Source organism: Microvirga sp. ACRRW, from assembly GCF_022346925.1.
Lineage (GTDB): Bacteria > Pseudomonadota > Alphaproteobacteria > Rhizobiales > Beijerinckiaceae > Microvirga.
The window spans coordinates 633,554-659,104 of sequence record NZ_JAKRNJ010000001.1 but is presented as its reverse complement, the minus strand read 5'-3'; the positions used below and the strand labels follow the sequence as shown (position 1 = coordinate 659,104).

27 protein-coding genes are annotated in these 25,551 nt (G+C 62.5%); 15 read left to right on the top strand and 12 right to left on the bottom strand.

What is annotated here, in order from left to right; translation table 11 throughout:
- Positions 1–69: 69 nt before the first annotated feature.
- The 4 genes from MHY87_RS03210 to MHY87_RS03195 are packed head-to-tail and all read right to left on the bottom strand — an operon-like array spanning position 70 to position 6,912.
- Positions 70–2,142 carry a hypothetical protein gene (locus MHY87_RS03210; RefSeq protein WP_239349743.1) on the bottom strand — a complete coding sequence of 691 codons (2,073 nt, stop codon included), beginning with the start codon at positions 2,140–2,142 and terminating at the stop codon, positions 70–72.
- Positions 2,143–2,150: 8 nt separating this feature from the next.
- Positions 2,151–4,955: a DUF4159 domain-containing protein gene (locus MHY87_RS03205; protein ID WP_239349300.1), complete on the bottom strand. Its 2,805-nt coding sequence runs from the start codon at positions 4,953–4,955 to the stop codon at positions 2,151–2,153.
- Positions 4,956–4,957: 2 nt separating this feature from the next.
- A complete protein-coding gene (locus MHY87_RS03200) occupies positions 4,958–5,884 on the bottom strand; it encodes a DUF58 domain-containing protein (RefSeq protein WP_239349298.1) in 927 nt (308 codons plus the stop codon).
- A gap of 11 nt (positions 5,885–5,895) precedes the next feature.
- Positions 5,896–6,912, bottom strand: a complete 1,017-nt coding sequence (locus tag MHY87_RS03195) for a MoxR family ATPase (RefSeq protein WP_239349296.1) — start codon at positions 6,910–6,912, stop codon at positions 5,896–5,898.
- A gap of 201 nt (positions 6,913–7,113) precedes the next feature.
- Here MHY87_RS03195 and MHY87_RS03190 point away from each other — a divergent pair, with 201 nt between their 5' ends.
- The 4 genes from MHY87_RS03190 to MHY87_RS03175 are packed head-to-tail and all read left to right on the top strand — an operon-like array spanning position 7,114 to position 9,849.
- A complete protein-coding gene (locus tag MHY87_RS03190) occupies positions 7,114–7,716 on the top strand; it encodes a DUF1285 domain-containing protein (RefSeq protein ID WP_239349294.1) in 603 nt (200 codons plus the stop codon).
- Complete coding sequence (locus MHY87_RS03185; protein WP_239349292.1) at positions 7,713–8,351, top strand: CoA pyrophosphatase; 639 nt, start codon at positions 7,713–7,715, stop codon at positions 8,349–8,351. The genes MHY87_RS03190 and MHY87_RS03185 overlap by 4 nt, the downstream gene beginning before the upstream one ends.
- Positions 8,348–8,605, top strand: a complete 258-nt coding sequence (locus tag MHY87_RS03180; RefSeq protein ID WP_239349290.1) for a DUF6111 family protein — start codon at positions 8,348–8,350, stop codon at positions 8,603–8,605. The genes MHY87_RS03185 and MHY87_RS03180 overlap by 4 nt, the downstream gene beginning before the upstream one ends.
- Entirely contained in the window at positions 8,602–9,849 is a 1,248-nt protein-coding gene (locus tag MHY87_RS03175; protein ID WP_239349288.1) for a CCA tRNA nucleotidyltransferase, read from the top strand. The genes MHY87_RS03180 and MHY87_RS03175 overlap by 4 nt, the downstream gene beginning before the upstream one ends.
- Positions 9,850–10,010: 161 nt before the next feature.
- Here MHY87_RS03175 and hemF read toward each other — a convergent pair whose 3' ends face one another.
- Both hemF and MHY87_RS03165 read right to left on the bottom strand, forming a co-directional pair.
- Positions 10,011–10,907 carry an oxygen-dependent coproporphyrinogen oxidase gene (gene hemF / locus MHY87_RS03170; RefSeq protein WP_239349286.1) on the bottom strand — a complete coding sequence of 299 codons (897 nt, stop codon included), beginning with the start codon at positions 10,905–10,907 and terminating at the stop codon, positions 10,011–10,013.
- A gap of 10 nt (positions 10,908–10,917) precedes the next feature.
- Positions 10,918–11,397 (bottom strand): tRNA (cytidine(34)-2'-O)-methyltransferase, encoded by a 480-nt coding sequence (locus tag MHY87_RS03165; RefSeq protein WP_239349284.1) that lies wholly within the window; start codon positions 11,395–11,397, stop codon positions 10,918–10,920.
- Positions 11,398–11,496: 99 nt separating this feature from the next.
- Between MHY87_RS03165 and MHY87_RS03160 the strand changes: the two genes are divergently transcribed.
- The 7 genes from MHY87_RS03160 to MHY87_RS03130 all read left to right on the top strand — a co-directional run bounded on the left by MHY87_RS03160 (position 11,497) and on the right by MHY87_RS03130 (position 18,366).
- Positions 11,497–13,362 carry an ABC transporter ATP-binding protein gene (locus MHY87_RS03160; RefSeq protein WP_239349282.1) on the top strand — a complete coding sequence of 622 codons (1,866 nt, stop codon included), beginning with the start codon at positions 11,497–11,499 and terminating at the stop codon, positions 13,360–13,362.
- 209 nt (positions 13,363–13,571) lie between these two features.
- Positions 13,572–14,120 (top strand): ubiquinol-cytochrome c reductase iron-sulfur subunit, encoded by a 549-nt coding sequence (petA, locus tag MHY87_RS03155; RefSeq protein WP_239349280.1) that lies wholly within the window; start codon positions 13,572–13,574, stop codon positions 14,118–14,120.
- Positions 14,121–14,145: 25 nt separating this feature from the next.
- On the top strand, positions 14,146–15,426 hold the full coding sequence (locus MHY87_RS03150) for a cytochrome b/b6 (RefSeq protein ID WP_239349278.1): 1,281 nt from the start codon (positions 14,146–14,148) through the stop codon (positions 15,424–15,426).
- A gap of 24 nt (positions 15,427–15,450) precedes the next feature.
- Positions 15,451–16,335 carry a cytochrome c1 gene (locus MHY87_RS03145; protein ID WP_239349276.1) on the top strand — a complete coding sequence of 295 codons (885 nt, stop codon included), beginning with the start codon at positions 15,451–15,453 and terminating at the stop codon, positions 16,333–16,335.
- Positions 16,336–16,408: 73 nt separating this feature from the next.
- A complete protein-coding gene (locus MHY87_RS03140; RefSeq protein WP_239349274.1) occupies positions 16,409–16,687 on the top strand; it encodes a hypothetical protein in 279 nt (92 codons plus the stop codon).
- A gap of 71 nt (positions 16,688–16,758) precedes the next feature.
- Positions 16,759–17,367, top strand: coding sequence for a 2'-5' RNA ligase family protein (locus MHY87_RS03135; RefSeq protein WP_239349272.1), 609 nt, complete (start codon positions 16,759–16,761; stop codon positions 17,365–17,367).
- 114 nt (positions 17,368–17,481) lie between these two features.
- Positions 17,482–18,366, top strand: coding sequence for an S-methyl-5'-thioadenosine phosphorylase (locus MHY87_RS03130; protein WP_239349271.1), 885 nt, complete (start codon positions 17,482–17,484; stop codon positions 18,364–18,366).
- On the opposite strand, the gene MHY87_RS03125 is transcribed toward MHY87_RS03130, so the two are convergent.
- Entirely contained in the window at positions 18,363–18,554 is a 192-nt protein-coding gene (locus tag MHY87_RS03125; RefSeq protein WP_239349270.1) for a hypothetical protein, read from the bottom strand. The two genes, MHY87_RS03130 and MHY87_RS03125, sit on opposite strands and share 4 nt — an antisense overlap.
- A 52-nt stretch (positions 18,555–18,606) precedes the next feature.
- Between MHY87_RS03125 and MHY87_RS03120 the strand changes: the two genes are divergently transcribed.
- Positions 18,607–19,152, top strand: a complete 546-nt coding sequence (locus tag MHY87_RS03120) for an adenine phosphoribosyltransferase (protein ID WP_239349269.1) — start codon at positions 18,607–18,609, stop codon at positions 19,150–19,152.
- A 12-nt stretch (positions 19,153–19,164) separates the two neighbouring features.
- Entirely contained in the window at positions 19,165–19,767 is a 603-nt protein-coding gene (locus MHY87_RS03115) for an HD domain-containing protein (RefSeq protein WP_239349267.1), read from the top strand.
- A 121-nt stretch (positions 19,768–19,888) separates the two neighbouring features.
- Here MHY87_RS03115 and MHY87_RS03110 read toward each other — a convergent pair whose 3' ends face one another.
- Positions 19,889–20,905 (bottom strand): MaoC family dehydratase, encoded by a 1,017-nt coding sequence (locus MHY87_RS03110; RefSeq protein ID WP_239349265.1) that lies wholly within the window; start codon positions 20,903–20,905, stop codon positions 19,889–19,891.
- A 32-nt stretch (positions 20,906–20,937) separates the two neighbouring features.
- A complete protein-coding gene (gene nfi / locus MHY87_RS03105) occupies positions 20,938–21,615 on the bottom strand; it encodes a deoxyribonuclease V (RefSeq protein WP_239349263.1) in 678 nt (225 codons plus the stop codon).
- Positions 21,616–21,829: 214 nt separating this feature from the next.
- Here nfi and MHY87_RS03100 point away from each other — a divergent pair, with 214 nt between their 5' ends.
- Positions 21,830–22,984, top strand: a complete 1,155-nt coding sequence (locus MHY87_RS03100) for a hypothetical protein (RefSeq protein ID WP_239349261.1) — start codon at positions 21,830–21,832, stop codon at positions 22,982–22,984.
- Between the two features lie 112 nt (positions 22,985–23,096).
- Positions 23,097–23,522 carry a group III truncated hemoglobin gene (locus MHY87_RS03095; RefSeq protein WP_239349259.1) on the top strand — a complete coding sequence of 142 codons (426 nt, stop codon included), beginning with the start codon at positions 23,097–23,099 and terminating at the stop codon, positions 23,520–23,522.
- A 16-nt stretch (positions 23,523–23,538) separates the two neighbouring features.
- Here the strand turns inward: MHY87_RS03095 and MHY87_RS03090 are convergent, their stop codons facing one another.
- From MHY87_RS03090 to pth, 3 genes are all read right to left on the bottom strand, one after another.
- Complete coding sequence (locus MHY87_RS03090) at positions 23,539–23,679, bottom strand: hypothetical protein (protein WP_239349257.1); 141 nt, start codon at positions 23,677–23,679, stop codon at positions 23,539–23,541.
- Positions 23,680–23,785: 106 nt separating this feature from the next.
- A complete protein-coding gene (ychF, locus tag MHY87_RS03085) occupies positions 23,786–24,883 on the bottom strand; it encodes a redox-regulated ATPase YchF (RefSeq protein WP_239349255.1) in 1,098 nt (365 codons plus the stop codon).
- Positions 24,884–24,887: 4 nt separating this feature from the next.
- Entirely contained in the window at positions 24,888–25,511 is a 624-nt protein-coding gene (pth, locus tag MHY87_RS03080; RefSeq protein ID WP_239349252.1) for an aminoacyl-tRNA hydrolase, read from the bottom strand.
- Between the last annotated feature and the right edge of the window lie 40 nt (positions 25,512–25,551).

Genomic DNA, 25,551 nt, shown 5'->3' with positions numbered 1-25,551 from the left:
GGCGGCACTCCATCCTGCGCGCAGTTCCGGCTTTTTGCAGCGGAACCCTGGGATCGCGCTCTTCACACATCACGTCCTGCGGCGGCCTTCCGTCAGCCACGCGGCGAGGGTTGCGCCGATCAGCAGGGCGAGGCCGATGAAGCCGAGAGCCAGCGGAAAGACGGAGACGCCGCGTACGACGGCGCTCTCACTGGGCTTGATGCCGATCCAGTCGCCGCCGGAAAAGCGCGAGCCGGAATGCACGGCAAGGATGCGCGGCACCACGGTGCTGCGGTCACCCGCCATGGCCACGCGCCGCACGGAGCCGCCCGTCGCTTCCGCGATGGGCGTGAGCGCCTCCGTATTGCTGAACACGTCCATCAACTCGCGCGGATTGGCCGGGCCGATGCTCACGAAAGCGATCAGATCGTCCGAGCGCACCATGTGAAGACCGAGTTCCCTGCCTTCAACATCGGCAGTGAAGAGGCCCGGGCGGCTCTCTTTCAGCAGAAGGCTTCGCTCGACACCGCTCGGTGCCACGAGGGTTACAGGTTCCGCCGTATCCGCCATCGTCTGTCGCTCGATGCGGATGGTGCGGCCATTGGCGGACGCGCGCAGGGCTTCTTCCTCGAGCGCCGGCTCTTTCATGAGCCAATGGGCGAGGCGGCGCAGCAGGTCGAGATGCGGGCCACCGTCCTGATAGCCGCGCGCCCAGAGCCATGCATGATCGGAGAGAAGCAGTGCGACGCGGCCCTTCTCCTCGCGGCGCAGAACGAGCAGCGGCAGGTTGTCCGCGCCCGACATCAGCGTGGAGCCCGATTGCACGTCCGAGCCGATGATGCGCAGCCACTCGCCCCAGGACGGCGGCGATGTCTCCGAGCCCGGAAGCTCGCGCGTGACTGGATGGCGATTGCCGGTCTCGGTGATGCTGGCCTTGTAGGGTTGCTCGACGATGCGCCCGTTGGGAATGCCGGGGATGACGGGTGCAAGTCGCGTCTGCGCGAGGCTGCCGTAGCTTGCGAATTCCGGTCCCGCCGCCACGAGGATCGCGCCGCCCTCGCGCACATAGCGCACGATGTTCTCGAAATAACTCGATGGCAGAATGCTTTGGTTCGTGTAGCGGTCGAAGATGATGAGATCGAAATCCTTGATCTTCTGCTGGAACAGTTCTCGCGTCGGGAATGCGATGAGCGACAATTCGTTGATCGGCGTGCCGTCTTGCTTCTCCGGCGGTCGAAGAATGGTGAAGTGCACGAGATCCACATTGGCATCGGACTTCAGAAGGTTGCGCCATGTCCGTTCGCCCGCATGGGGCTCCCCGGAAACGAGCAGCACGCGCAGCTTCTCGCGAATCCCCTCGATGGGAATGACAGCGCGGTTGTTGGCCAGTGTCAGCTCGTTGGGCAGACTTTCCACTTCGAGTTCGACCACGTTGGTGCCGCCGTGCTCGATCTCCACCTGCAGGGAGAAGGGCGTGTCGGCACGCACCTGCTGGCGCGACAGAACCTGACCGTCGCGACGAAGCGTGACAAGCGCGGAGCCTGTGCCGCCGCGCTCCATCACCTGCGCGCGGATGGTCTGCTCCCTGCCGACGATGCCGAAGCGGGGCGCCTCGATGAGTTTGATCTGCCGGTCGCGCTCGTCCGGACGGCCAGTGATGAGCGCATGAAGCGGCGCGCGGAAACCGAGCGCATCGAAAGAAGGCGGAATGTCGTGCACCACGCCGTCGGTGATGAAGATCACGCCCGCCAGCCTGTCGGGCGGAACATCGGCAAGGCCGTTGGACAGCGCCGTGAACAGGCGCGTTCCCTCATCGTTGCCATGATCGTCCGCCGCGATGTAGCGCGGCTCTACATCCGTCAGCGAGCCGAAGCGCCGCTCCAGCTCGGCTCGCACCTGATCCGTCATGGCGGCGCGGTCGCCCAGCGTCTGCGACGTGGAACGGTCGATGACGACGGCCACGATGTCCTTCACCTTCTCGCGTTCTTCCTGCACGAGAGCGGGATTGGCGAGCGCGAGAAGCAAGAGCGCCAGGGCGATGGCTCGGAGGATGGCGATGGGGCCACGGGAGACGATGGCCAGAAGCGCGAGCAGCGCGGCAACAGCGCCGATGACCCATAGCGCGTAAGTTGGAATGAGAGGCGAGAAGCTGACGGAAAGCACCGACATGATCACTGCCCCAGCCGCTCGAGCAGGTCACGCACGTGAACCTGATCGGCCTTGTAGTTTCCAGTGAGCGAATACATCACGATATTGATGCCACTTCGATACGCCATCTCACGCTGGCGCTGATTGCTTCCGACGACGGGGAAGAGATATTCCCCGCGTGGACCGACGGCCCAGGCCGCAGCCAGATCGTTCGAGGTGATGATGATCGGCGATACGCCATCGCCGGAGCGGGCGGGACGATTCTCCTCGCCCTCCGCCCGCGGCGGCAGAGCTTCGATCCAAGTCTGGCCGGTGGCGTATCGCCCTGGGAAGGTGTCGAGAATGTAGAACGTCTTCGTCAGGACGTGATCGTTGGGCACCGACTCCAATTCGGGAATGTCGAGGGTTGCGAGCATGCGGCGTAAGTATTGCCCCTCCGCGCTGACGGCTCCATCAGGACGGTTGTTAAAGGCATCGCGCGTGTCGAAGATCACGGTGCCGCCGCCTTTCATGAAGGCGTCGAGCTTGCGGATCGTCACTTCGGATGGAATGGGTTGCGTCGCCACAATGGGCCAGTAGATCAGTGGATAGAAGGCGACTTCGTCTCGCGACGGATCGATGCCGATGGGATCGCCGGGGGTGAGCGCCGTGCGCTGCGACAGGATCTGCGTCAAGCCCAAGAGCCCGGCACGGCTCGTCTCGTCCACATTGGCGTCGCCGGTGATCACATAAGCCAGGCGCGTGATGAGCGCGGGGCTGGCATTCTCGTCGATCGGACGAGACATCAGATCCTGCGCCCTCGCATCGAACCCCGACGAGAAGAGCATCATCGATGCAAGTACGATGGAAGCCGCGGCGCCCGCCTTGCGCACTCGTCCCGACAGATTGGAGAGATGGCCCCCGAGCCACAGCGAAGCGAGGGTGTCTGCGAGAAGCAGGAGAAGGGCGAGCATGAAGAGTGGCATGCGCAGATCGACGGTTTGAGCGCCCGCCAAAGGTTCGACGCGAGCATTGAGCGGAGCGAAATTGAGCGGCACCAATGTGTCTCCCGGCACGAGCGCATTCACGGCGAGGCTGGAATCCACTGGACCGTAGAAACCGGGCGGATGGTCCCCGGTGGCACGGCTGACATAAGTGCGAGGAATAGCGCGTGCATTGGCTGGCGGTGTCGTGGACATGCCATAGCCGTCGAGCGTCATGCGGGGCGCGACCGTCTCGATCTCTGCGTTGCGCGCCTCGCTCGTTAAATCGCTGGCAGCGCCGGCCAGAGATGTGATCCGGCGCAGCATGTCGACGAAGAGGCCAGAGAGCGGCAGGTTCGACCAAGTGGCATCCGCTGTCACGTGAAAGAGTACGATGAGGCCGTCTCCGCGCCTGTCCGCAGTCACGATGGGCGTCCCATCCGCAAGGGATGCCCAGGTGCGCGAGGAAAGGTCGCCGTCGGGTTCCGCGAGGATCTGACGGCGGATGCCGATTTCTTCGGGAATGGCGAGCCCGAAGAAGGGACTTTCGCGCGTGAAGGGTGCGAAGGTCTTAGGCGTATCCCACGAGAGCGATCCGCCGAGGCTTCTGCCACCACGGCGCAACCGCACCGGTACGAGTTCGTCATTGCCGGCGGCAAGGCGCGAGCCAGCGAAGCGCAAAAGCAATCCGCCCTGCTCGACGAAGGACGTGACCCTGCCGAGGGTCTCGCGGTCGAGGCCGCCCACATCGGCGAGCACCAGAATCGAAACCTGCTCATCGATCAGCTGGTTCACGGAATCCGCCACGCCGCCGCGTCCCATGCGAATTTCCGAATACGGCGAGAGCGCGCGCTCGATGTAATAGAGCGGCGATAGAAGCGGCTGCGTCTGGTCGGCGGTGCCGCCGAAGACGAGGCCGACACGCCGCCGCTTGCCGCGCTCGTCGACCAAATTCACCGCGCCGGCAGAACTCTCGCCGAGGATCTCGATGCGTGTGATCGCATTCCTGATCTCGGTGGGAAGGTCGAAGGCGACACTCGTCTCGGTCGCGTTCGTATCGAAGCTGAAGCGCATGTCCGCAAGGGGCAGGTTCCTCAGGTCGAGCGCACGGAGCGTTCCTGAATCGCGGCCATTGGGTTCGGCGCGCACGACGCGTGCATTCAGGCGGCCGCCCGCATTCTCGACGCCTGCCAGCGCAAGCGCGGAGGCGCGGTCGGATTTGAGAACCGTGACACGCTGATCATCCGTCATCTGCGCCAAGCCGCTGACGAAATCTTGCCCATCAACGCCGGCCACCCCATCGCTGATCCAGATGATATGCGCATCGGGTGTGCTTTCCAGAAGGCGCTGGATGTTCTCCAGGTGAGCTCTGCGATCCTGCAGATGAGGTTGCGGCTTCAAAGAACGCAGGCGCTCCAGGGCGGCCGCCGGATTGCTCAGTTCGAGCCCGGCGGGCGCTTCCGCCGTGCCGAGAATGGCAACGGTGCGTCCATCGCGGCCTGCCGCCTCGATGCGTTCGGAAGCGAGGTTCATTCTGTCACGCCAGTTGTGGGCGGCGGCAAGGCCATTATCCACGACGAGAAGCAGTGGCGCGCGGCTGTTGTCCTCCGCCAGCGGATTCCAGATCGGTCCCGACGCCGCGAGAATGAGGAAGGCCGCAAGCAGAAGACGCATCAGCAGAAGCCACCAGGGCGTGCGCGCGGGTGTCTCCTGTTCGGGGCGTAAGTCGGCGAGGATCTTGAGCGGCGGAAAATCCACGCGTTTCGGCTGCGGCGGCGTGATGCGCAACAAGAGCCAGATCGCGGGCAGGGCCGCGAGCGCGGTCAGCACCAGTGGAACGGTGAAGGTGAGGGGAAGACCGAACACGATCAGCGCCCTCCCAGCTTAGCGCCGCGCGCGGCGGAGACCAGCGTCAGGAGGCGCAAAGCCGCTTCGCTTGCTGGACGGTCGGTGCGGTGAATCGTGAAGGTCCAGCCGCGACGGTGCGTGAGTTCCTGCAACTCGGCGCGATGCGCCCCGATGCGTTCACGATAGGCGCGTCCCCAGGCTTCGGCATCGCCGATGCGAAGCGACAGGCCATCCTCAAGATCGTGCAAAACCGCCTGGCCCTGGAACGGGAATGTCTCCTCGACCGGATCGACGATCATGACGAGGTGGCCGCGTGCGCCGCGCGCGGATATGCCTTCCACGGTGGCGGCGATGTCACGCACGGGAGAGAGGAAATCGCCGATCAGGATGGCCTCGTGCTGCGGAGCGATAGGGGCGGCGGGAGGCATGTCCTCTTCGAGCGACGCGCGATCCGTCACCAGGGTCTGCGCCATGGTCTCGGCGATGCGCCGCGTCGCGCGCGGAGCCATGAGGCCAAGCATGCCGACACGCTCGCCCGATTCCACGAAGCAATCGGCAAGGGCGAAGCCCAGCACGATGGCTCGCTCGATCTTGGGAGCCTGCGCGAGTTCCGAGGCATAGCCCATGGAAGCGGAACGGTCGATCCAGATCCACAGATTCTGCGCCGTCTCCCATTCCCGCTCGCGCACGTAGAGCCGGTCGTCGCGGCCGGAACGTCGCCAGTCGATGCGCTGCGCAGACTCGCCTGCCACGAAGGGGCGGAATTGCCAGAAGCTTTCGCCGATACCCGCGCGCCTGCGCCCATGGATGCCGTGCGCAAGGTTCGCCGCCACGCGCCGCGCTTCGAGCACGAGGCGCGGCATGCGATGGGCGAGCGAGAGGGCGTTCTCGGTTTCCTGGCGTCCCGGCGAGCGGGCACTTTCGGGAAGGACCCGGACGCGGGTCATGACAGCGATCCTTACCCTGCCAGCCGTGCGGTCAGGCGGGCGATCACGCTTGAGAGCGTGTCTCCATCGGCCCGTGCCGAGAAGGTGAGCGCCATGCGGTGCTTGAGAACAGGCTCGGCCAGCGCCACCACGTCGGCGATGGAGGGCGCGACGCGGCCCTCGATGAGCGCACGGGCACGCACGGCGAGCATGAGCGCCTGGCTGGCGCGGGGGCCGGGACCCCAGAGGATCTTATCGGTTACGCCGTCCACGTTCTCGCCTTCAGGGCGGGCGGAGCGCACGAGATCGAGGATCGCCTCGACCACGCTCTCGCCGACGGGCAAACGGCGCACGAGGCGCTGGGCGTTCATGAGTGCTTCCGCATTCATCACGGTGACGGGCTTGCGATCCTCCGCGCCCGTGGTCTCGATGAGAATACGCCGCTCGGCCTCTCGGGTTGGATAATCGACATCGATCTGCAGGAGGAAACGGTCGAGCTGTGCCTCGGGCAGGGGGTAGGTGCCTTCCTGCTCGATGGGATTCTGGGTCGCCAGCACATGGAAGGGCTGGGGCAGGTCGTGCCGCTCGCCGCCGACCGACACATGATGCTCCTGCATGGCCTGAAGCAGGGCGGACTGGGTGCGCGGGCTGGCGCGGTTGATCTCGTCCGCCATGAGAAGCTGGGCGAAGACCGGGCCTTTCACGAAGCGGAAGGAGCGGCGGCGGTCGGCGCCCTCGTCGAGGATTTCGGAGCCCAGGATGTCGGAGGGCATCAGGTCGGGTGTGAACTGGATGCGGCGGGCATCCAGGCCCAGCACCGTGCCGAGGGTTTCGACCAGCTTGGTCTTGGCGAGGCCCGGAACGCCCACGAGCAGGCCGTGGCCGCCCGCGAGCAGGGTGATCAAGGTCTGATCGACCACGTCCTCCTGGCCGAAGATGACCGTGTGGATGGCGTCGCGGGCACGTCCGACAGTCTCAAGCGTTGCCTCCGCATTGCGGATGATCGCGTCGTCCAAGGCGGTGGGCGCTTGAGAAATGCTGGCCGTCATGAGGTCACTCTCCCTCTCCGTTGCATACGCCCCCAAACACCTAGTCTGCCTTCGATGCCTATCGAGTGGCAAGGGTCGATGCGCCGCAGCGGGTGGGATCGAAAGATTGGACGTGGCAGCGGAGGACTCTATGCTTAGGAAGTAGCCGATGATTGCCTTACGTCGATCCCCCAACTTCACATTCCTGTTCACACCTGCGTCATGACGGATTCCAACGCCCCCAACCCCGGCAGCGCCCTGTCCCGCCTCACGGAGGCGCTGGGCTCCGATGCCAAGCGCAAGGGTCCGCCTCCGGTGGAGCGCTGGAACCCCCCTTATTGCGGCGAGATCGACATGCGCATCGCCGCCGACGGCTCCTGGCATTACATGGGCTCGCCCATCAACCGGCCTGCCCTCGTGAAGCTGTTCTCCACGGTTCTTCGCAAGGATCCTGAGCGCTACGTGCTGGTGACCCCGGTGGAGCGGGTGGGAATCACCGTTGATGATGCCCCGTTCCTTGCCGTCGAGATGGCCGTCGAGGGGGAGGGGGACAGCCGCCAGATCGCGTTGCGGACCAATGTGGACGATCTCGTGCAGGTGGGTCCGGGTCATCCCCTGCGCTTTGAACGGGACGGGCATGGGGGCGTGAAGCCCTATGTGAAGGTTCGCGGCGAGCTGTGGGCGCTCCTCACCCGTGCGCTCACCATGGATCTGATGGCGCTCGTCGAGGAGCGGGAGGTCGAGGGCAAGGCCGTGTTCGGGATCGCGGCGGGCCAGGTCTTCTTTGCCATTGCTGATGTCGCGGAGCTGGGGGATCTCTTATGAGGGCGGCCCCTCTGGACGTGCTGGATTTTCTGGCCCTTGCCGCGAAGCGCCTGCGTCACGAGCCGCCGCATCTGGAAGACGCGCTGGCCAATCCGCGCGGGGACCACACCCTCGACAACGTGCCACTGGTCTATCCCCTCCAGCCGAAGCCGGCCGCCGTGCTGGTACCTGTCGTGATGCGCGAGGAGCCTGCTTTGCTGCTCACCGAGCGCTCCGCCCATCTGCGCCAGCATTCAGGGCAGATCGCCTTTCCTGGTGGGCGGGTCGATCCGGAGGACGACTCGATCCTGGCCGCGGCCTGTCGCGAAGCCCAAGAGGAGATCGGGCTCGACAGCCGTTTCATTGATCTGATCGGCTATCTCGATGCCTATCTCTCGACCACTAACTACCTTGTGATTCCCGTTGTGGCGCAGGTTTCGCCATCCTACACGCTCGCCATCAATCCGAATGAGGTGGCCGATGTTTTCGAGGTGCCGCTGAGCTTTCTGATGGACCCGGAGCGACACGAGCTTCATTCCCGTGAATGGAAGGGGAAGCTCAGGCGTTATTATGCGATGCCCTATGAAGGGCGCTATATCTGGGGCGTAACAGCGGGAATCATCCGCAACCTTTATGAGAGGCTCTATACGGTATGACGCGTGCGTTCCTGCAGGGATTGGTGCTGTTTCTCCTGCCTTTCGTTCTGTTTGGGGTGTATCTCGTCATCCGTCGGCGCAATGCCTTGGCCTGGTCCTCGTGGAGCGACCAATCTCTCTGGCTCACGATCGCGGGTCTTGTTATGGTCATCGCCTCGCTCGTCGTCACGGGTTTCATGACGGATCATCACACCGGTGCCTTCGTGCCGACGCATATCGAAAATGGGCGAGTCGTCCCGGGACAATTTCAGTGAGTGACACTCTCGATCATACGGCGCTGAAAGCCTTGCTCGAACGCCCGCAGCTGCGCCGCCTGCTGGACGTCTTCAATGGCGATGGCGAAGAGATGCGCATCGTGGGTGGCGCGGTGCGCAACGCATTGCTCGGGCGCCCCGTCACGGAAGTCGATTGCGCCACCACCATGCTGCCGGATTCCATGGTGAAGCGGGCGAATGCGGCGGGGTTCAAATCCGTTCCGACAGGCATCGACCACGGCACCATCACCGTGATCGTCGATGGCGAGCCCTTCGAGGTCACGACGCTGCGCGAGGATGTAGAGACGGACGGACGCTATGCGGTCGTACATTTCGGGCGCGACTTCGTGCTTGATGCCAAGCGGCGCGATTTTACGATCAATGCTCTCTCGCTCGGCCTCGACGGGCAGCTCTACGACTATACCGATGGCATTGCCGATTTGAGCGCGCGGCGTGTGCGCTTCATCGGCGATGCGCGTACGCGCATTCGCGAGGATTTCTTACGCATCATGCGCTTCTTCCGCTTCCACGCGGAATACGCGCAAGGGGATCCAGATGCAGAGGGACTTGCCGCATCGGGCGCCGAGCGACAGGGAATGGCCATTCTCTCGAAGGAGAGAATCCGGCACGAATTGCTCAGGCTCCTCGTCGCGCGCCGCGCGGAAGAGACGCTTCGAATTTTAGGTGATCACGGCTTTCTCACATGGCTTCTCGCAGGCGCTGCCGAGTTTGGACGCTTCAGCCGGATTGCTGCGTTCGACAAGGATGATCCAGGTGCCACATGGAGGCTTGCGGCCCTTGCCATGATGGTCGAGCAGGATGCGGACCGCTTGCGCGAGCATCTGCGATTGTCCAACGACGAGCACAAGAAGCTCACGACTTATGCGCGGCTGCTCGTGATCCTGAAAACCTGGCCCTTGCCGCTCGATGCGATCGCTATACGTCGCCTCGTGGCGGATCATGGCGTGGAAACGCTGAGCGTCGCTCTCGCTGCCATCGAAGGCGAGCCTTCGCCTGTCGTCGAGAAGCAGGCTATCGAGGTTCTCGCCCTTTATCGGAGCGGTGCGGAGGCGGTGCCGGTTTTTCCGTTGCGCGGAGCCGATCTCATCGCACGGGGAATCCCGAAAGGACCGAGAGTGGGTGAGATTCTTGCGCAAGCACGTCAGGCTTGGCTTGCGGAGGGGTGCCGCACGGACGAGGCTTACGCGAAGGATTTGCTGGAGCGTGTCTCCGCGCAGGACTGACACCAGCATGCCATCCCGGACGAAGCGCAGCGCAGATCCGGGATCGCAAGCAGGATAAGGCACGGGAATACCTCTCCCATTCGGGATAGGGGTTGCTCTCGCGCCATACTCGTCATGCGATCCCGGGTTCTGCTCCGCAGCCCCGGGATGACGCCACTCGCTCAGGGCCACCGCACCGTTGGCGGCATGGATGACAGGATCGATGCGATGTTGCCGCCGGTCTTGAGGCCGAAGATCGTCCCGCGATCGTAGAGCAGGTTGAACTCCACATAGCGTCCACGCCGCACCTGCTGCTCGATGCGGTCTGCCTCGGTCCATTTGTCGAACACGTTGCGGCGCACGATTTCGGGATAGACCTTCAGAAATGCCTCTCCTACGTCCTTGGTAAAGGCGAGATCCTCGTCCGGATTTCCGGTCCAATGGTAATCGTAGAAAATGCCGCCGATGCCGCGCGGTTCGTGGCGGTGTTTGAGATAGAAATACTCGTCACACCACTTCTTGTACTTCTCGTAAGAACCTTCCGGCGCATGGCGGCTGCAGGCTTCTTCCATGATCGCATGAAAGGCGATGGTGTCGGGATCATCCTGCGTGCGTCTGCGGTCGAGCACGGGCGTGAGATCGGCTCCGCCTCCGAACCACGCTTTCGTCGTCACCACGAACCGCGTGTTCATGTGAACCGTGGGCACGTTCGGGTTCCACGGATGAGCGATCAGCGAAATGCCGCCGGCCCAGAATCGCGGATCCTGATCGGAGCCTGGAATCTGGCCGCGAAATTCCGGCGCGAATTCTCCGTGAACCGTCGAGACATGGACGCCGACCTTCTCGAATACGCGCCCGCGCATCATCGACATCACGCCGCCGCCGCCCGGCGCGTCGCTGTGATCCTTGCGTTCCCAGGGCGTGCGCTCGAAACGGCCAGCTTGCAAAGCCTCGGAGGGGAGGGGAGCTGTGACCTCGTCCTCCAAATGCTCGAAGGCGGCGCAGATCCGGTCGCGGAGAGAGGCGAACCAGAGCGGCGCTTCGATCTGCAGGCGCTCGATATCGGCTTTGTCGGTCATGGCTGTCGCCTCAGGCTTCGGTGCTGGAGGGAATAGGGAAGGAACCTGTCTGTCGCAAGACTTCGCCGAGAATCATGGCGGCTGTTACGGCCACGTTGAGCGAACGCATGCCGGTCTGCATGGGGATAATGATCCGAGCGTCGGCCGCCACATGCACATCATCCGGTACGCCCGCCGATTCACGCCCGACGAGGATGATGTCGTCGGGCTGATACTGGAAATCCGTATAGGGCATCGCGCCCTTGGTGGTGGCGAGCACCAGCCGGCTCTTGCTATCGCGGCGCCATTCCTCGAAGGCCCTCCAGGAAATGTGACGTGTGATCGTCACGCTGTTGAGGTAATCCATGCCCGAGCGGCGCAAGTTCCGGTCCGAGACGTCGAAGGCCGCGGGCTCGATGATGTCCACGGGCACGCCGAGGCAGGCGGCGAGGCGCAGCATGGTGCCGGTGTTCTGCGGGATATCCGGCTGGAAGATGGCGAGACGAGGCATGGTTCCGTCATCGGCGCAGGATGGGCTCTCGTCAAGTGAACGCTTCCGATCCTCCTTGTGTTAACGAGGGGGACTTCAGGACAAGATTCGGGAAAAGGCATGTTCCGGTGGTTTGAAAAGAGGGTCGATCCCTTTGCTCCGTTCAATGAGAGCGAGACCCCGCCCAATACGGTAAGCGGCTTTACCTGGCATTATCTCAAGCCGGTCCGCTTCTGGCTCGTCATCCTCTTCATCGTGGCGCTGGTCGTCGGCCTGTTCGAATCGTCCCTCTACATCCTGCTGGGCTGGCTGGTGGACATCCTGACCAAGTCCACGCCGGACCGGATCTGGGTCGATCACGGCACCACGCTTCTCGGAATGGCGGCCCTTGTCGTCCTTGTCAGGCCTATCCTGAACTTCGCGCATGAGCTGATCTCTAACCAGGTCATCATCCCGCAGAGCACCAACATGATCCGCTGGCGGACCCATGTTTACACGCTGGGCCATGCGGTGAGCTATTTTCAGGCCGATTTCGCCGGCCGCCTCGCCAACCGCGTCATGCAGGGCGGCGGCGCGATCCGCAGCATTGCCGTCACCCTGATCGATACGCTGCTCTATGTGGTGATCTATGCGATTACGGCGCTCGGCGTCTTTACCAGCATCAGCCCCTGGCTCGCTATGCCCATGGGAATCTGGGTCGCGGCCTATGCCTTATTGCTGTGGTTCTTCGTGCCGCGGGCCAAGGAGCGGTCCCTGAAAGTGGCCGATACCCGCTCGGCCCTCGTGGGCCGGGTGGTGGACAGCTACACCAACATTCTCACGGTCAAGCTCTTCGCCCGGTCCGACGAGGAGCGCTCGGCCGTCAGGGAAGCCGTAGGGGCCAATACGGATGCCTTCCTCCGGTCCTTGAGGCTGAACACCACCGTCGCGGGCATCCTTTCCTTCATGAACAGCCTGCTCCTGGCCTCCACCGGAGCCCTATCCGTCATGCTCTGGAGCCGGGGCGCCATGACCAGTGGCGAGGCAGCGGCGGGATTGGCCCTCGTCATGCGCATCCTCGCCATGTCCGGCTGGGTCATGCACACGGTCCGCGACGTCTTCGAGAATATCGGCACGGTGCAGGAGAGCATGCAGACCATCGCCCGTCCGCACGGGCTGGTGGATGTGTCCGAGGCTCCGCGCCTGAAGGTGGCCCGCGGCGAGATCCGCTTTGAGAGTGTGTCCTTCCATTACGGTAAGGAAGAGGGAGTGATCGAAGGGCTCGATCTCACGATCCGAGCCGGCGAGAAGGTGGGGCTCGTGGGCACCAGCGGCGCGGGCAAAACCACCATCACCTCGCTGCTGCTTCGCCTTCACGACGTGGAGGGCGGGCACATCCTCATCGACGGGCAGGACATCGCCAGGGTTTCGCAGGATTCCCTGCGCTCCGCCATCGCCGTGGTGACCCAGGACACCTCGCTCCTTCACCGCTCGATCCGGGACAACATCGCTTATGGGCGGCCCGGAGCCACGGAGCGGGAGATCATCGAGGCGGCAAAGCTCGCCCATGCCCACGATTTCATCATGGGTCTGGAGGACCACCGGGGCCGGAGGGGCTATGACGCCCATGTCGGCGAGCGGGGCGTGAAGCTCTCCGGCGGACAGCGCCAGCGCATCGCTATCGCCCGGGTGATCCTGAAGGACGCCCCGATCCTGGTGCTCGACGAGGCGACCTCCGCCCTGGATTCGGAGGTCGAGGCGGCAATCCAGGAATCGCTCTCCACCCTCATGGAGGGCAAGACCGTGCTCGCCATCGCCCATCGCCTCTCCACCATCGCGGCCCTCGACCGGCTCATCGTGCTCGAGGAAGGGCGCATCCTGGAGGAGGGGAGCCATGCGGAGCTGCTTCGAGCAGGCGGTCTTTATGCCCGACTCTGGCGCCGGCAGTCGGGCGGCTTCCTAGGAGCGGGGGAGGGAAATACCTCCCCGGAAGCGGTGTCTTTATAAGGCATCAGGTTGGAACAACTCCAATCCGGCTATGGACAGCGGGGCTTGGCCGTGCCAAAGAGCCACCGCGCGGCGACTCCCAGTCGCATTGCGTGCGCGTTGACGCGTATGCTTGTTCCTTATTGTAGGAACTGGCATGCCGAAATGCCTTGTCTCGCAAGGCATTGAAGATGCGCGGTTCTCGTTTTTGATCAATGCTGGAGAGCCACGTGGCCGAGACCACCACTCATGTCGCTGAGCCGACACGGCGCGATTTCCTTTACATCGCCACGGGCGCAGCCGCCGTTGTCGGCGGAGCTACCCTGGTATGGCCCTTCGTCCAGTCCCTGGCGCCCGACGCGGCGACGGTGGCTGCCGGCGCCCCCGTCGAAGTGGACCTGTCCCCGATCGCCGAAGGGCAGATCGTGAAGGTCTTCTGGCGCGGCAAACTGATCTTCATCCGTCACCGTACGGCTGAGGAAATCAAGGCCGCCGAGGACGTGAACGTGGCTTCGCTCCGCGATCCGCAGGCCGACTCGGCCCGCGTGAAGGAAGGCAAGGCCCAGTGGCTCATCGTTTACGGCAACTGCACCCATCTGGGCTGCGTGCCTCTCGGCCAGCAGGGTGAGTATCATGGCTGGTTCTGCCCCTGCCACGGTTCGGTCTTCGACACCTCCGGCCGCGTCCGCGGCGGCCCGGCGCCGATCAATCTGCCGATCCCGCCTTATTCCTTCGCGTCCGACACGAAGATCATCATCGGCCAAGAAGCCACGGCGTAACTGACAGCGACGATCAGGCATATCCATGAGCCAGCATTCCACGACTTACGTTCCCAAGAGCGCCTTCGGTAAGTGGTTCGAGAGCCGCTTGCCCATCGCAGGCCTCGTCCATTCCTCGTTCATCGCTTTCCCGGTGCCGCGGAACCTGACCTATTTCTGGACCTTCGGTGCCATTCTGGCGTTCATGCTCGTCTCGCAGATCGTGACGGGCGTGTTCCTGGCGATGTACTACACGCCGAATGCCAATCTCGCCTTCCAGTCCGTCGAGCACATCATGCGCGACGTGAACTACGGCTGGCTCATCCGCTATCTGCACGCCAACGGCGCGTCGATGTTCTTCGTCGCCGTCTATGTCCACATCTTCCGCAACTTCTACTACGGCTCCTACAAGGCGCCGCGTGAAGTGCTCTACATTCTGGGCGTGATCATCTTCCTTCTCATGATGGCCACCGCCTTCATGGGTTACGTGCTTCCCTGGGGCCAGATGAGCTTCTGGGGCGCCACCGTGATCACCAACCTGTTCTCGGCGATCCCGGTCGTCGGCGACACCATCGTCAGCTACCTCTGGGGCGGCTACTCGGTGGGCAACCCGACGCTCAACCGCTTCTTCTCCCTGCACTACCTGCTGCCCTTCATGATCGCCGGCGTCGTCGGCCTGCATATCTGGGCTCTGCACGTGCCGGGCCAGAACAACCCGACCGGCATTCCGATCAAGTCGGGCAAGGACGCGGTTCCGTTCACGCCTTATGCGACGATCAAGGATATCTTCGCCGTCGTCGTGTTCATGCTCTTCTTCGCCTACTGGGTGTTCTACATGCCGAACTATCTCGGCCATGCGGACAACTACATCCCTGCGAATCCGGCAGTCACGCCCGCGCACATCGTGCCCGAGTGGTACTTCCTGCCCTTCTACGCGATCCTGCGCGCCATTCCCGACAAGCTCGGCGGCGTCATCGCCATGGGCGCTGCCATCGTGATCTGGTGCTTCATGCCCTGGCTCGACACCTCGAAGGTGCGCTCCACTGCCTACCGCCCGCTCTATAAGCAGTTCTTCTGGCTGTTCGTGGTGGTCTGCTTCATCCTCGGCTGGCTTGGCTCCCGTCCGGCTGAAGGCTGGTACGTGATCGCGTCGCAGATCTGCACCGTGTACTATTTCGCCCACTTCCTCATCGTCCTGCCGGTGCTCGGCTTCGTCGAGCGTCCGCTGCCGCTGCCGAATTCGATCCTCGAATCCGTGATGGGCGTGCAGAAGGGTGGAGCTGGCGTGCCGGCCGGTGCCAATCCCGAGCCGCACTCCAAGGGCTAATGCGAGAGTAGAGGAAACAGAACAATGATGAAGCGTACTCTTCTCATCGCAGCAGCCATCCTCGGCTTCTCTGCTCCGGCCTTCGCTGCCGGCGAGACCCCGGTCCCGCCGCAGCAGAAGTGGACCTTCCAAGGCCCCTTCGGCAAGTTCGATCGTGCTCAGCTGCAGCGCGGCTTCAAGGTCTACCGCGAGGTCTGCGCCTCCTGCCACGGCCTGAGCTACGTTGCCTTCCGCAACCTCGCTGAAGAAGGCGGCCCGGAATTCTCCGAGGCGCAGGTCAAGGCTCTCGCCGCCGAGTATCAGATCACGGACGGCCCGAACGACTCGGGCGACATGTTCCAGCGTCCCGGCCGTCCGGCTGACCGCTTCCCGTCTCCGTTCCCGAACGAGAACGCGGCGGCTGCGGCCAACGGCGGCAAGGCTCCGCCGGACCTGTCCCTGATGGCGAAGGCTCGCACCTACGAGCGCGGCTTCCCCTGGTTCATCACCGACGTGTTCAGCCAGTATTCCGAGAACGGCGCCGATTACCTCGTGGCGCTGCTCCGCGGCTACGAGGAGGCCCCTGCAGGTTTCCAGGTTCCGACAGGCGGTCATTACAACCACTACTTCCCCGGCCACATCATCGCCATGCCGAAGCCGCTGAGCGACGGTCAGGTGGAGTATCCGAAGAATGAGGCCGGCCAGTCTCAGGCTCCGGAGACCATCGAGCAATACGCCAAGGACGTGACGGCCTTCCTCATGTGGTCGGCCGAGCCGCACCTCGAGGCCCGCAAGCGCCTCGGCTTCCAGGTCATGCTGTTCCTGCTGGTGCTTTCGGGTCTGCTCTACTTCACGAAGAAAAAGGTCTGGGCCCGAGTGGGCGGCGAGGTCGAAGGCCACGCAACGCCTCCGATGACCCACAATCCTTAAAATCGAAAAGGCCCCGGTTTCCGGGGCCTTTTTCTTTTGGTGGCCCAGAGGAACATAAGAATAGGTTTTGTAGATGATCTGGAATTTTTTTGGAAAGAAGCAGAAAAATACTTCTAATGAGGAGGTCCTTGTCTTCGTTCCTGCTCTCGTTGCCATTCTCACGCAAATGGAAGAGCGCAAGGGATCGCCCCTGAACCAGGAAGAGGTCGAGAAGATCCGCGATCATTTCTTGCCCCAAGCCATGCGTGTTTCCCCCAAAGCCGCTGAGAAGCTGGCTGAGGAGCGCGGTTATGACGATGTGGATCCTGAGCATTGCTGGGAAGACTGGCTGGCTCTCAAGGAATCCGCATAAGTTCAGAGGGCTCCATCGGAGCCCTTTCTTTTCGGATGACTTTGCCGGCAGGCGACCTTAAGGCGGTTTTCATGTTACAGACCATCGCCGACGCCATTTGGGCCCAGCCGTGCCTCGCCTACCACGTACAACCCAGCCTGGAGCCCGAAACCCGAAGCGCCTTTGCGAAGGTGCAGGAGGCTTTCGACAAGCTTTGGCCGGAACCCTTGCATCTCGGGCCGGGGCACGGATTGCATGTCACTATCTACCCGCTGGCGACCGTGAAGGAAGGCTACGACAAGGAGGTCTATTGGCAGAGCATCGAGCCGCAGTGCCGCGGCATCCTGAATGACCTATGCGTCGGCCATCGTGCCTTGGAGCTGCGCTTCTCCCGCCTCAAGGTCACCGATACGGCCATCATCGCGACCGCGACCGAGGAAACCGGCTTGATTGAAGCCATCCGGGAGAGGATCGTTCGCGAGGTTCCGTCGCCTCCCGGCCAGAAGCCGATCATCTATGATCTGATCCATTCGACCCTGGCGCGCTACCGGACGGATGCCGCGATCCCGAAGGATGTGGTCGAGCGCGTCGAGGCGTTGCCCGTCGCGATTACGGCGCCCGTGAAGCAGATCCGGCTCGTTCGCGAAACGCTCTTCCCTTGCCTCGAAACGGACGAGATGGCGGCATTTCCCTTACGCTGATGATTAGGCCGAGGGCTGACGCCCCGAAGGTCCATGAATGTGAGCTCAGGCTTGGGGCAGGCTTCGCCTTCGGCTATGACAGGGACGAGAGAGCCCAAGCAGGCGAGGACGAAGATGACGAAGGCAGTTCTGGGGATCATCGGCGGATCGGGCGTTTACGACCTGCCGGGCATCGAGGATATGCGCGAATTGCGTATCGATTCACCCTGGGGTGAGCCCTCCGACGTGCTGCGCACGGGTCGCATCGGCGAAACGCAGATTGTCTTTCTTCCCCGCCATGGCCGAGGCCATCGCCTTTCGCCGTCCGACATTAACTATCGCGCCAATATCGACGCGATGAAGCGAGCAGGGGTAACCGATCTCATTTCGGTCTCCGCCTGCGGTTCCTTCAAGCAGGAGTACTATCCCGGCTTCTTCGTGCTGGTGGATCAGTATGTGGACCGCACGCACAAGCGCGAGAACTCGTTCTTCGGAAAGGGCTGTGTGGCGCATGTGCCCATGGCTCATCCTGTCGGCCCGTTGCTGCAGCAGAGGATCGCGGGCGCCGCCGGAGCGGAGGGCATCCCGTTTGCGGTGGGCGGCACGCTCGTGTGCATCGAGGGCCCGCAATTCTCAACCTATGCCGAATCCATCACCTATAAGGAGTTGGGCTATGACGTGATCGGCATGACGGCGATGCCCGAGGCCAAGCTCGCCCGCGAGGCCGAGATCACTTACGCCACTATCGCCATGGTGACTGATTACGACTGCTGGCATCCCGAGCATGACGATGTGGACGTGGCTTCCGTCGTGGCCGTGGCCCAGCAGAACGCCACGAAGGTAGCTCGCCTCGTCGCCCGTATCGCGCGCGATTTTCCCGCCGAGCACGAGCTTTGCCCTGCAAAGTCCGACCGGGCGCTCGACGGCGCCATCATGACGGCCCCATCGGCACGCGACCCTGAGCTTCTGAAAAAGCTCGAAGCGGTTGCTGCGCGGGTTTTGAAGGCGTCGGAGATCTAGCTCATCATCCAGCCCATATGACCTAAGCCGAAGATCGCACCGAAGATCCAGCTGATGAAAGCAAGAATGAACATGACGATGATCGCGGCCGGGATTGCGGCGAGGGAGGCCTTGACGAAGAACAGAACTAGGCTTCCAAAGGGAATATCGATATCGGTCACGACGGTTCGAGAGGGGTGTTCGGCCATGGCTAAGCTCCTCGGATAACCTTACCGCTTTTCACTTATGGCAGGCTCAAACATGGACCAGCGTCTCCTCACCGACCTGAAAGCAGCAATCCGCTCGATCCCAGATTATCCGAAGCCTGGCATTGTGTTTCGCGACATCACGACCCTGCTCGGCGATGCTCGCGCCTTCCGACGCTCGGTGGATGAGCTTGTGCATCCTTTCGCGGGTGGACGCGTGGACAAGGTCGCCGGAATCGAAGCACGCGGTTTCATTCTGGGCGGTGCTATCGCGCACCAACTCTCATCGGGCTTCGTGCCGATCCGTAAAAAGGGCAAGCTGCCGCACGAGACGGTGCGCATCGCCTATTCGCTGGAATACGGCGTGGACGAGATGGAGATTCACACGGATGCCATCGGCCAGGGCGAGCGCGTCATCCTGGTGGACGATCTCATCGCCACGGGCGGCACGGCGGTGGCGGCCACGCAGTTGCTCCGCCAGATGGGCGCGAACATCGTCGCCGCCTGCTTCATCATCGACCTGCCGGACCTCGGCGGTGCGAAGAAGCTGCGCGATCTCGGCGTCGAGGTGCGCAGCCTCGTGAGCTTCGAGGGGCACTGAGGAGCAGCGCTCGTGGCGTCGGCTGATCGTATCCTGGGAACGCTTGAATTCCTGCGCGAAGCGGAAAAGCTGAAATGCACCCTGCGCAGTGGTTTCACATCCGATGGGCGGCCCGAGAGCACAGCGGAGCATACATGGCGTCTCTGCCTGATGGCGCTCGTCTTCGCGGATGAATTCGAAGGCATCGACCTTCTTCACCTCATCAAGCTCTGCATCGTGCACGATCTCGGCGAGGCATTGAGCGGCGATATTCCCGCCATCATGCAGACGGAAGGCAGTAGCAAATCTGCTCAGGAAAGAGCGGATCTTGAGCTGCTCACGAAGTCGCTTCATGCTGAAAAGTGTGTAGAGATTTTGGCGCTGTGGGAAGAGTACGAGGCCGCTCAAACGCCCGAGGCCGTTCTCGCTAAGGGGCTCGACAAGCTGGAGACCATTCTCCAGCACGTTCAAGGCAAGAACCCCGCGGATTTCGACTACGCCTTCAATCTCGGCTACGGGCAGAAGCAGACATCCGCACATCCGCTGCTCACGCAGATCCGCGCTATTCTCGATGAGGAGACGCGCGCGAGACTCGATGAGGAGACGCGTGCGAGGGCTGAACAGAAGCGCCTTTAACAAGCGCGTCATCCCGGGGCCGCGAAGCGGAAGCCGGGATCGCGTGACGATATAAGCGCCCCATCCTGCAAATGATCCCGGATCTCCGCTGCGCTTCGTCCGGGATGACGCTTTTATGCAGTCAAGAGCGCCGCTCCCAGAACACCATGCCCTCGAAGGAGAACACCTCATCTCCATGCTGGTTGATGCCGCTGTTGTGGTGGAACACGAGGCCCCAGCCGGGGCGCGAGTTAGACGCGCGCTTTCCTGTCACTGTGGAACGGTAGGTGATGGTGTCGCCCGCATAGACGGGCTTGAGCCACTTCAGATTGGTAAAGCCGGGGGAGGGGCCAAGCCGTGCGGGCCGCGCGCCCTGCGCGAGCGCAGTCTCGCGGATGCGGTGGCGATAGCCGACCATCTGCTTCATCCAGACGCTCGCCGTATGCCAACCGGAAGCGCAGAGTGCGCCGAACAGGCTGTCCTTCGCAGCCTCCGCATCCACATGGAAACGCTGCGGATCGAATTGCCTGGCAAATGCGATGATGTCGTCAGGCTCGAATTTGTAAGAGCCAAGCACCTCCGTCTCGCCGATCACCAGATCCTCGAAATACGGATTGGATGAAATGTGCGGTAGCTCGCGTTTCGGCGTGTTGTCCGGCATGTCGGATGCGGCGGCGGCCAGAACACTGGGCCCCGACCCCTTGACCGGCTCCGCATCGCGGCGTCCGAACATGATCCAGTTCTTCTGCGTGAAAACGGGTTCATCCGCTTGATTGAGCATCTCGAACTGGAAGCGCACGAGGCCAAGGGAGGGTCGGCTCTTTGAGGGTCGGCTTTCCAGGATCGTCATGCGCGAGCGTAAGCTGTCGCCGGGCCGCACGGGCTTGAGCCACTTCACTTCCTCAATGCCGGGCGAACCGAGGGACGTGGAATCGAGGATCACATCATCCGCGATCAGCCGCATGTTGATGGAGCAGGTGTGCCAGCCCGAGGCGATGAGCGTGCCAATGAAGCTGTCCTTGGCCGCCACCTCGTCCACATGGAAAGGCTGCGCGTCGTATTCCTGCGCGAAGGCAAGGAGCGCTTCCTTCGTGATGGTGACGGGGCCAAGCATCTGCGTGGTGCCGGGCGTGAGGTCTTCGAAAGCGTAACGGGGCATGGCTCGCTCTATGCGGGTTTCTGCGCTTGGACTCAGACCAGTAGGGGACTGAACTGTCCAGCTGCGTTGTGCGCCAGGCGGATCGGTTCGGGCAAGCGATACTTTGGAGAGCAACGCAGCACGAGTTCAGCCGCGGTGGGAATATCCGCCAAATGCCCGGGCGAGATGAACATCGGATTCTTGGCCGTGCGGGTGCGGAGCGCCACGCCGATGGTTTCCTTCCGGTCGATGAGGGGTGCGGCCGACCCCTTTTCCTCGCCGAGATCCTTGTAGCGACCGCAGAGCAGGGTCTTGCCGCAGCCGATGGTGGGGCGCTGCAGCCACAGGCCCATATGGCTCGCGATGCCGATGCGGCGCGGGTGTGCAATACCCATGCCGTCGAAAAGGAACACGTCCGGCTCTGACTTCAGTTTCTCGAACGCCTCCTCAAGCACCGGCCCTTCGCGAAAGCTCAGCAGGCCGGGCACATAAGGAAACGGCGTCGGGCGCTGCGCCAGCACCGTCTCGACGTGCAGAAAGCCAGGATAGGTCACGACGACGATGGCGGCCTGCGACTGTTCGTTCTTCACGCTCACATCGACCCCCGCCACGAGCTTGACTGCATCGAGATCGATGGGCCGGTCGGCCACGACTTCTCGCCTCAGCTCCTGCTGAAGGGTGATGGCTTCGGAAGGGGTGAGATCCCAGGAATGGCGGCGAATAAGATGCATGGGAATGAAGAATGCCTTCAAAGCTCAACGCTCAAGGTAGGCGAACGATCCTCAGAAGATGTTAGAGAGGGAAGGGCAAAATGCCACGCCAATGGCCAAGCCTCTGGCCTTATAGGGGAATCCCTTAGGCACTTGATCTGAATTTCCGTTATTCCGATGCAGGAGTATTTCCCTCGCGACCTGAAAAGATTTGTACCCGAGTCACGAGGATATCATGACGAATACGAAGCGAGTTGGCGGAGTTCTTGCCGCTCTCGGAGCGGCAATCTGGGCGCTTCCCGCCGAAGCGCATGTGAAGTGGTTTGCTCCCTACATTGTCGATGCGACCCCGCAGCCGATCAGCGCGACCCTGACAAACACTTGGTTCTGGACAGGCATCGGCCTCGTGCTCGCTTTCTTCCTGGCCACGCTCGCGGTCGAGCGCACCTTCATCGGTCGCGGTGTCCTGTCCGGGCTTGACCGTATCAGTGCGCCGCTCTGGAACCGTGGCGACGATTTCATGCGCGTCGCCATCGGCGGTTTCTTCGTCGCCATCTTCGCGGTGGGCGGCATCTATCTCACACCCGACCTGAAGACGAATTCGGAACTCATCTCCTGGGCGCAGCTGCTGATTGCGATCTGCGTGTTCTCGCGCCGGACCATGCCGATTGCGGCGGCTGGCATCATCGCTCTCTGGGTTGTGGCCCTGCGTGAGTACGATCTCTTCCACCTGCTCGACTATCTCGCGCTCGGCGTTGGCGTTGCTGCTTATCTTGTGATGGCCTCGACGGATAACCCGAAGTGGCATGCGCGCCGGTTCATGGCTCTGCGCTGGGGCATTGCGATTGCTCTCATGTGGTCGAGCCTGGAGAAATTCGCCTATCCGGACTGGTTCTATCCGCTCGTCGAGGAGAAGCCCTTCCTGACCTTCGGCATGCCGCGCGATGTGTTCATCCCCATGGCCGGCGTGTCTGAGTTCACCCTCGGCTTCGGCCTGCTCTGGACGCCCATGGTGCGTCGTCTCTCGGCCGTGTCGCTGCTGCTGATCTTCTTCACCGCGGTTTATCCGTTTGGCCGCATCGACCTTGTCGGTCACGCCATGATCATGGCGTCGCTCTTCCTTGTCGCCGCCGATCCCTGCCGCGAGGCTAAGGTCGTTGCCGTGAAGATGCCGCGCACGCTGCCCCGCTTCGGCAACATGGCTTCGGTTCCCGCCGGTCTCGCGGTTGCTCTCGTGGTGTTCGTCACCGGCTATTGGGGATTGCACGGCGTGTTCTATGGTTTGGAGGGAGCGGACTATCAGCCCACGGAGCTGAGTACCCACACTCCCAACAAGGAGCACCCGCACGGATCTCAGGCTGTCCAAGTTGCTCCTCACAGCCATCACTGACCAACCTCAAGCCAGGCCGCTATGAGCGATCTGGTTTGATCTTCAGCAAAGACATTTGACCGGGATGGGAGCATCTGCTTTCCATCCCGTTCTGCGAAGAGGAGAGGTTTCTTTGACTCAGCACATTCCGACAGGCCGCAGCATTCCCCTCATCGCGCCCGCCGAGGGCGTGACGGAAGAGATGATCCGTGAGCTTGTCGTCACGTTCTACGACCGTGTGCTGAAAGACCCTGAACTCGGTCCCATCTTTCACAATGCCCTGTCGAGCCGATGGAGCGAGCATCTGGCGATCATGGTGGATTTCTGGTCCTCGATTGCCTTGAGGACGGCGCGCTACAGCGGCAAGCCGCAGGCGGCGCATTTCGGTTTGGCGCTGACACCTGAGCTGTTCACGCGCTGGCTCGATCTGTTCGAGAAGACGGCGCGGGAGATCTTCGAGCCCGATGCAGCGGAGTTCTTCATCGTCCGCGCGCAGCGCATCGCGGAGAGCCTACAAATCGGGCTCGGCATCGGCCCAAAAGCTTTGCGGCTACCTTAAGAACTCAGCGAAGAGCTTAGCGCTCCCACCATTCCAATTCGTCGGCAGTGCTCTTCGGCAGCAGGGACGAAATGGCGATCATGGCGAGGCCGCAGGCCACGAGGATCGCGACAAAAAACTCGGCGGTTCCGAGACCGGGTAAAACAAACGTTGCCATGGCGTTTTCAAAAACATTCTGCATGGGACATATTCTCCATACAGTCATCAAAGCAGGATGTGCCTGAACGCACTGAAAAGAGCGCGTTCAGGATTCCGACAGATTTTTAAGTGTTGAAGCGGAAGTGCATCACGTCGCCGTCCTGGACGACGTATTCCTTGCCTTCGAGCCGCAGCTTGCCCGCATCGCGTGCGCCCGCTTCGCCTTTCAGCGACACGTAATCGGCGTAGGCGATGGTCTCGGCGCGGATGAAGCCCTTCTCGAAATCCGTATGGATCACGCCGGCGGCACCGGGAGCCTTGGTGCTCTTGGTGATCGTCCAGGCACGTGCTTCCTTCGGGCCCACGGTGAAGTAGGTGATGAGGCCGAGCAGCTCGTAGCCCGCGCGGATCACGCGGTTGAGGCCGGGTTCCTCAAGGCCGACGGCTTCGAGATATTCCTTCTGCTCCTCGGGCGGCAGAACGGCGATCTCGCTTTCGATCTTGGCGGAAACCACGACGGCCTTCGCGCCCTCTTCCTTCGCGCGCTCGAACACCTTGGCGGAGAAGCCGTTGCCCTTATCGGCGGAGGATTCTTCCACGTTGCAGACGTAAAGAACTGGCTTGGAGGAGAGAAGGCCGAGCATCTGGAACAGGCGCTCTTCCTCGGGCTTGCGCTCCACGATACGGGCAGGCTTGCCGTCGCGCAGAAGCGGTAGGCAGCGGTTCACGAGGTCGAGCGTTTCCTTCGCTTCCTTGTCGTTGCCCTTGGCCTTCTTCTCGAGCGCGGTGACGCGCTTCTCGAGGCTGTCGAGATCGGCGAGCATCAGCTCGGTCTCGATGGTCTCGATGTCGGCAATGGGGTCGATCTTGCCTTCGACGTGCGTGATGTCCGTGTCCTCGAAGCAGCGCACCACGTGAGCGATGGCGTCGACTTCGCGGATGTTGGCGAGGAACTGGTTGCCGAGGCCTTCACCGCGCGACGCGCCGCGCACGAGGCCGGCGATGTCCACGAAGGTGAGGCGCGTCGGAATGATCTGCGCCGAGCCCGCGATGCCGGCCAACTGATCGAGCCGGTCGTCCGGCACGGCCACGTCGCCCACATTCGGCTCGATGGTGCAGAACGGATAGTTCGCAGCCTGCGCCGCAGCGGTCTGCGTCAGCGCGTTGAAGAGGGTGGACTTGCCCACGTTCGGCAGGCCGACGATGCCCATCTTGAAGCCCATGGCCTCACTCCTTTTTTGAGGCGGCCTGTTCTCCAGGCCGTTTCACGTCCGTCCAGCCTCTCGCCTCCATGGCGAGGTGGACCTTGTTCTGAAAACTTCCGTCCTCACCCTTGGCGAGGAGAGCAGAATTGTCCGCGATGATGCGGCATAGGTCTTCGACCCATGCCTCTTCGCTTTTTCCGAAGTCGCCCAGCACATGGTGCTGCACGAGCGGCTTGTGGCCGGGATGGCCGATGCCGAGCCGCACGCGACGATAATCGTTGCCGCAATGGGCGGAAATCGAGCGCAGGCCGTTATGGCCTGCATTGCCGCCGCCGATCTTCACGCGCAATTTCGCGGGCGGAAGATCGAGTTCGTCGTAGAAAACCGTCACGTCGTTCAGCGGGATCTTGAAGAAGTTCTGCGCTTCTCCCACCGATTGGCCTGATAGGTTCATGAAGGTCTGAGGCTTCAACAGCATCACCTTCTCGCCGCCGATCACCGCATCCGCCGTCTCGCCCTGAAAACGCTTGCGCCAAGGACCCGCGTTATGAACGCGCGCAATCTCGTCCACAGCCATGAAACCGATATTGTGGCGGTTTCTGGCGTAGCGCGAACCGGGATTACCAAGGCCGACGAAAAGGCGCATCGCAAGGTCTTCTCATAATGAAACGCTCCGGCCTTGCGGT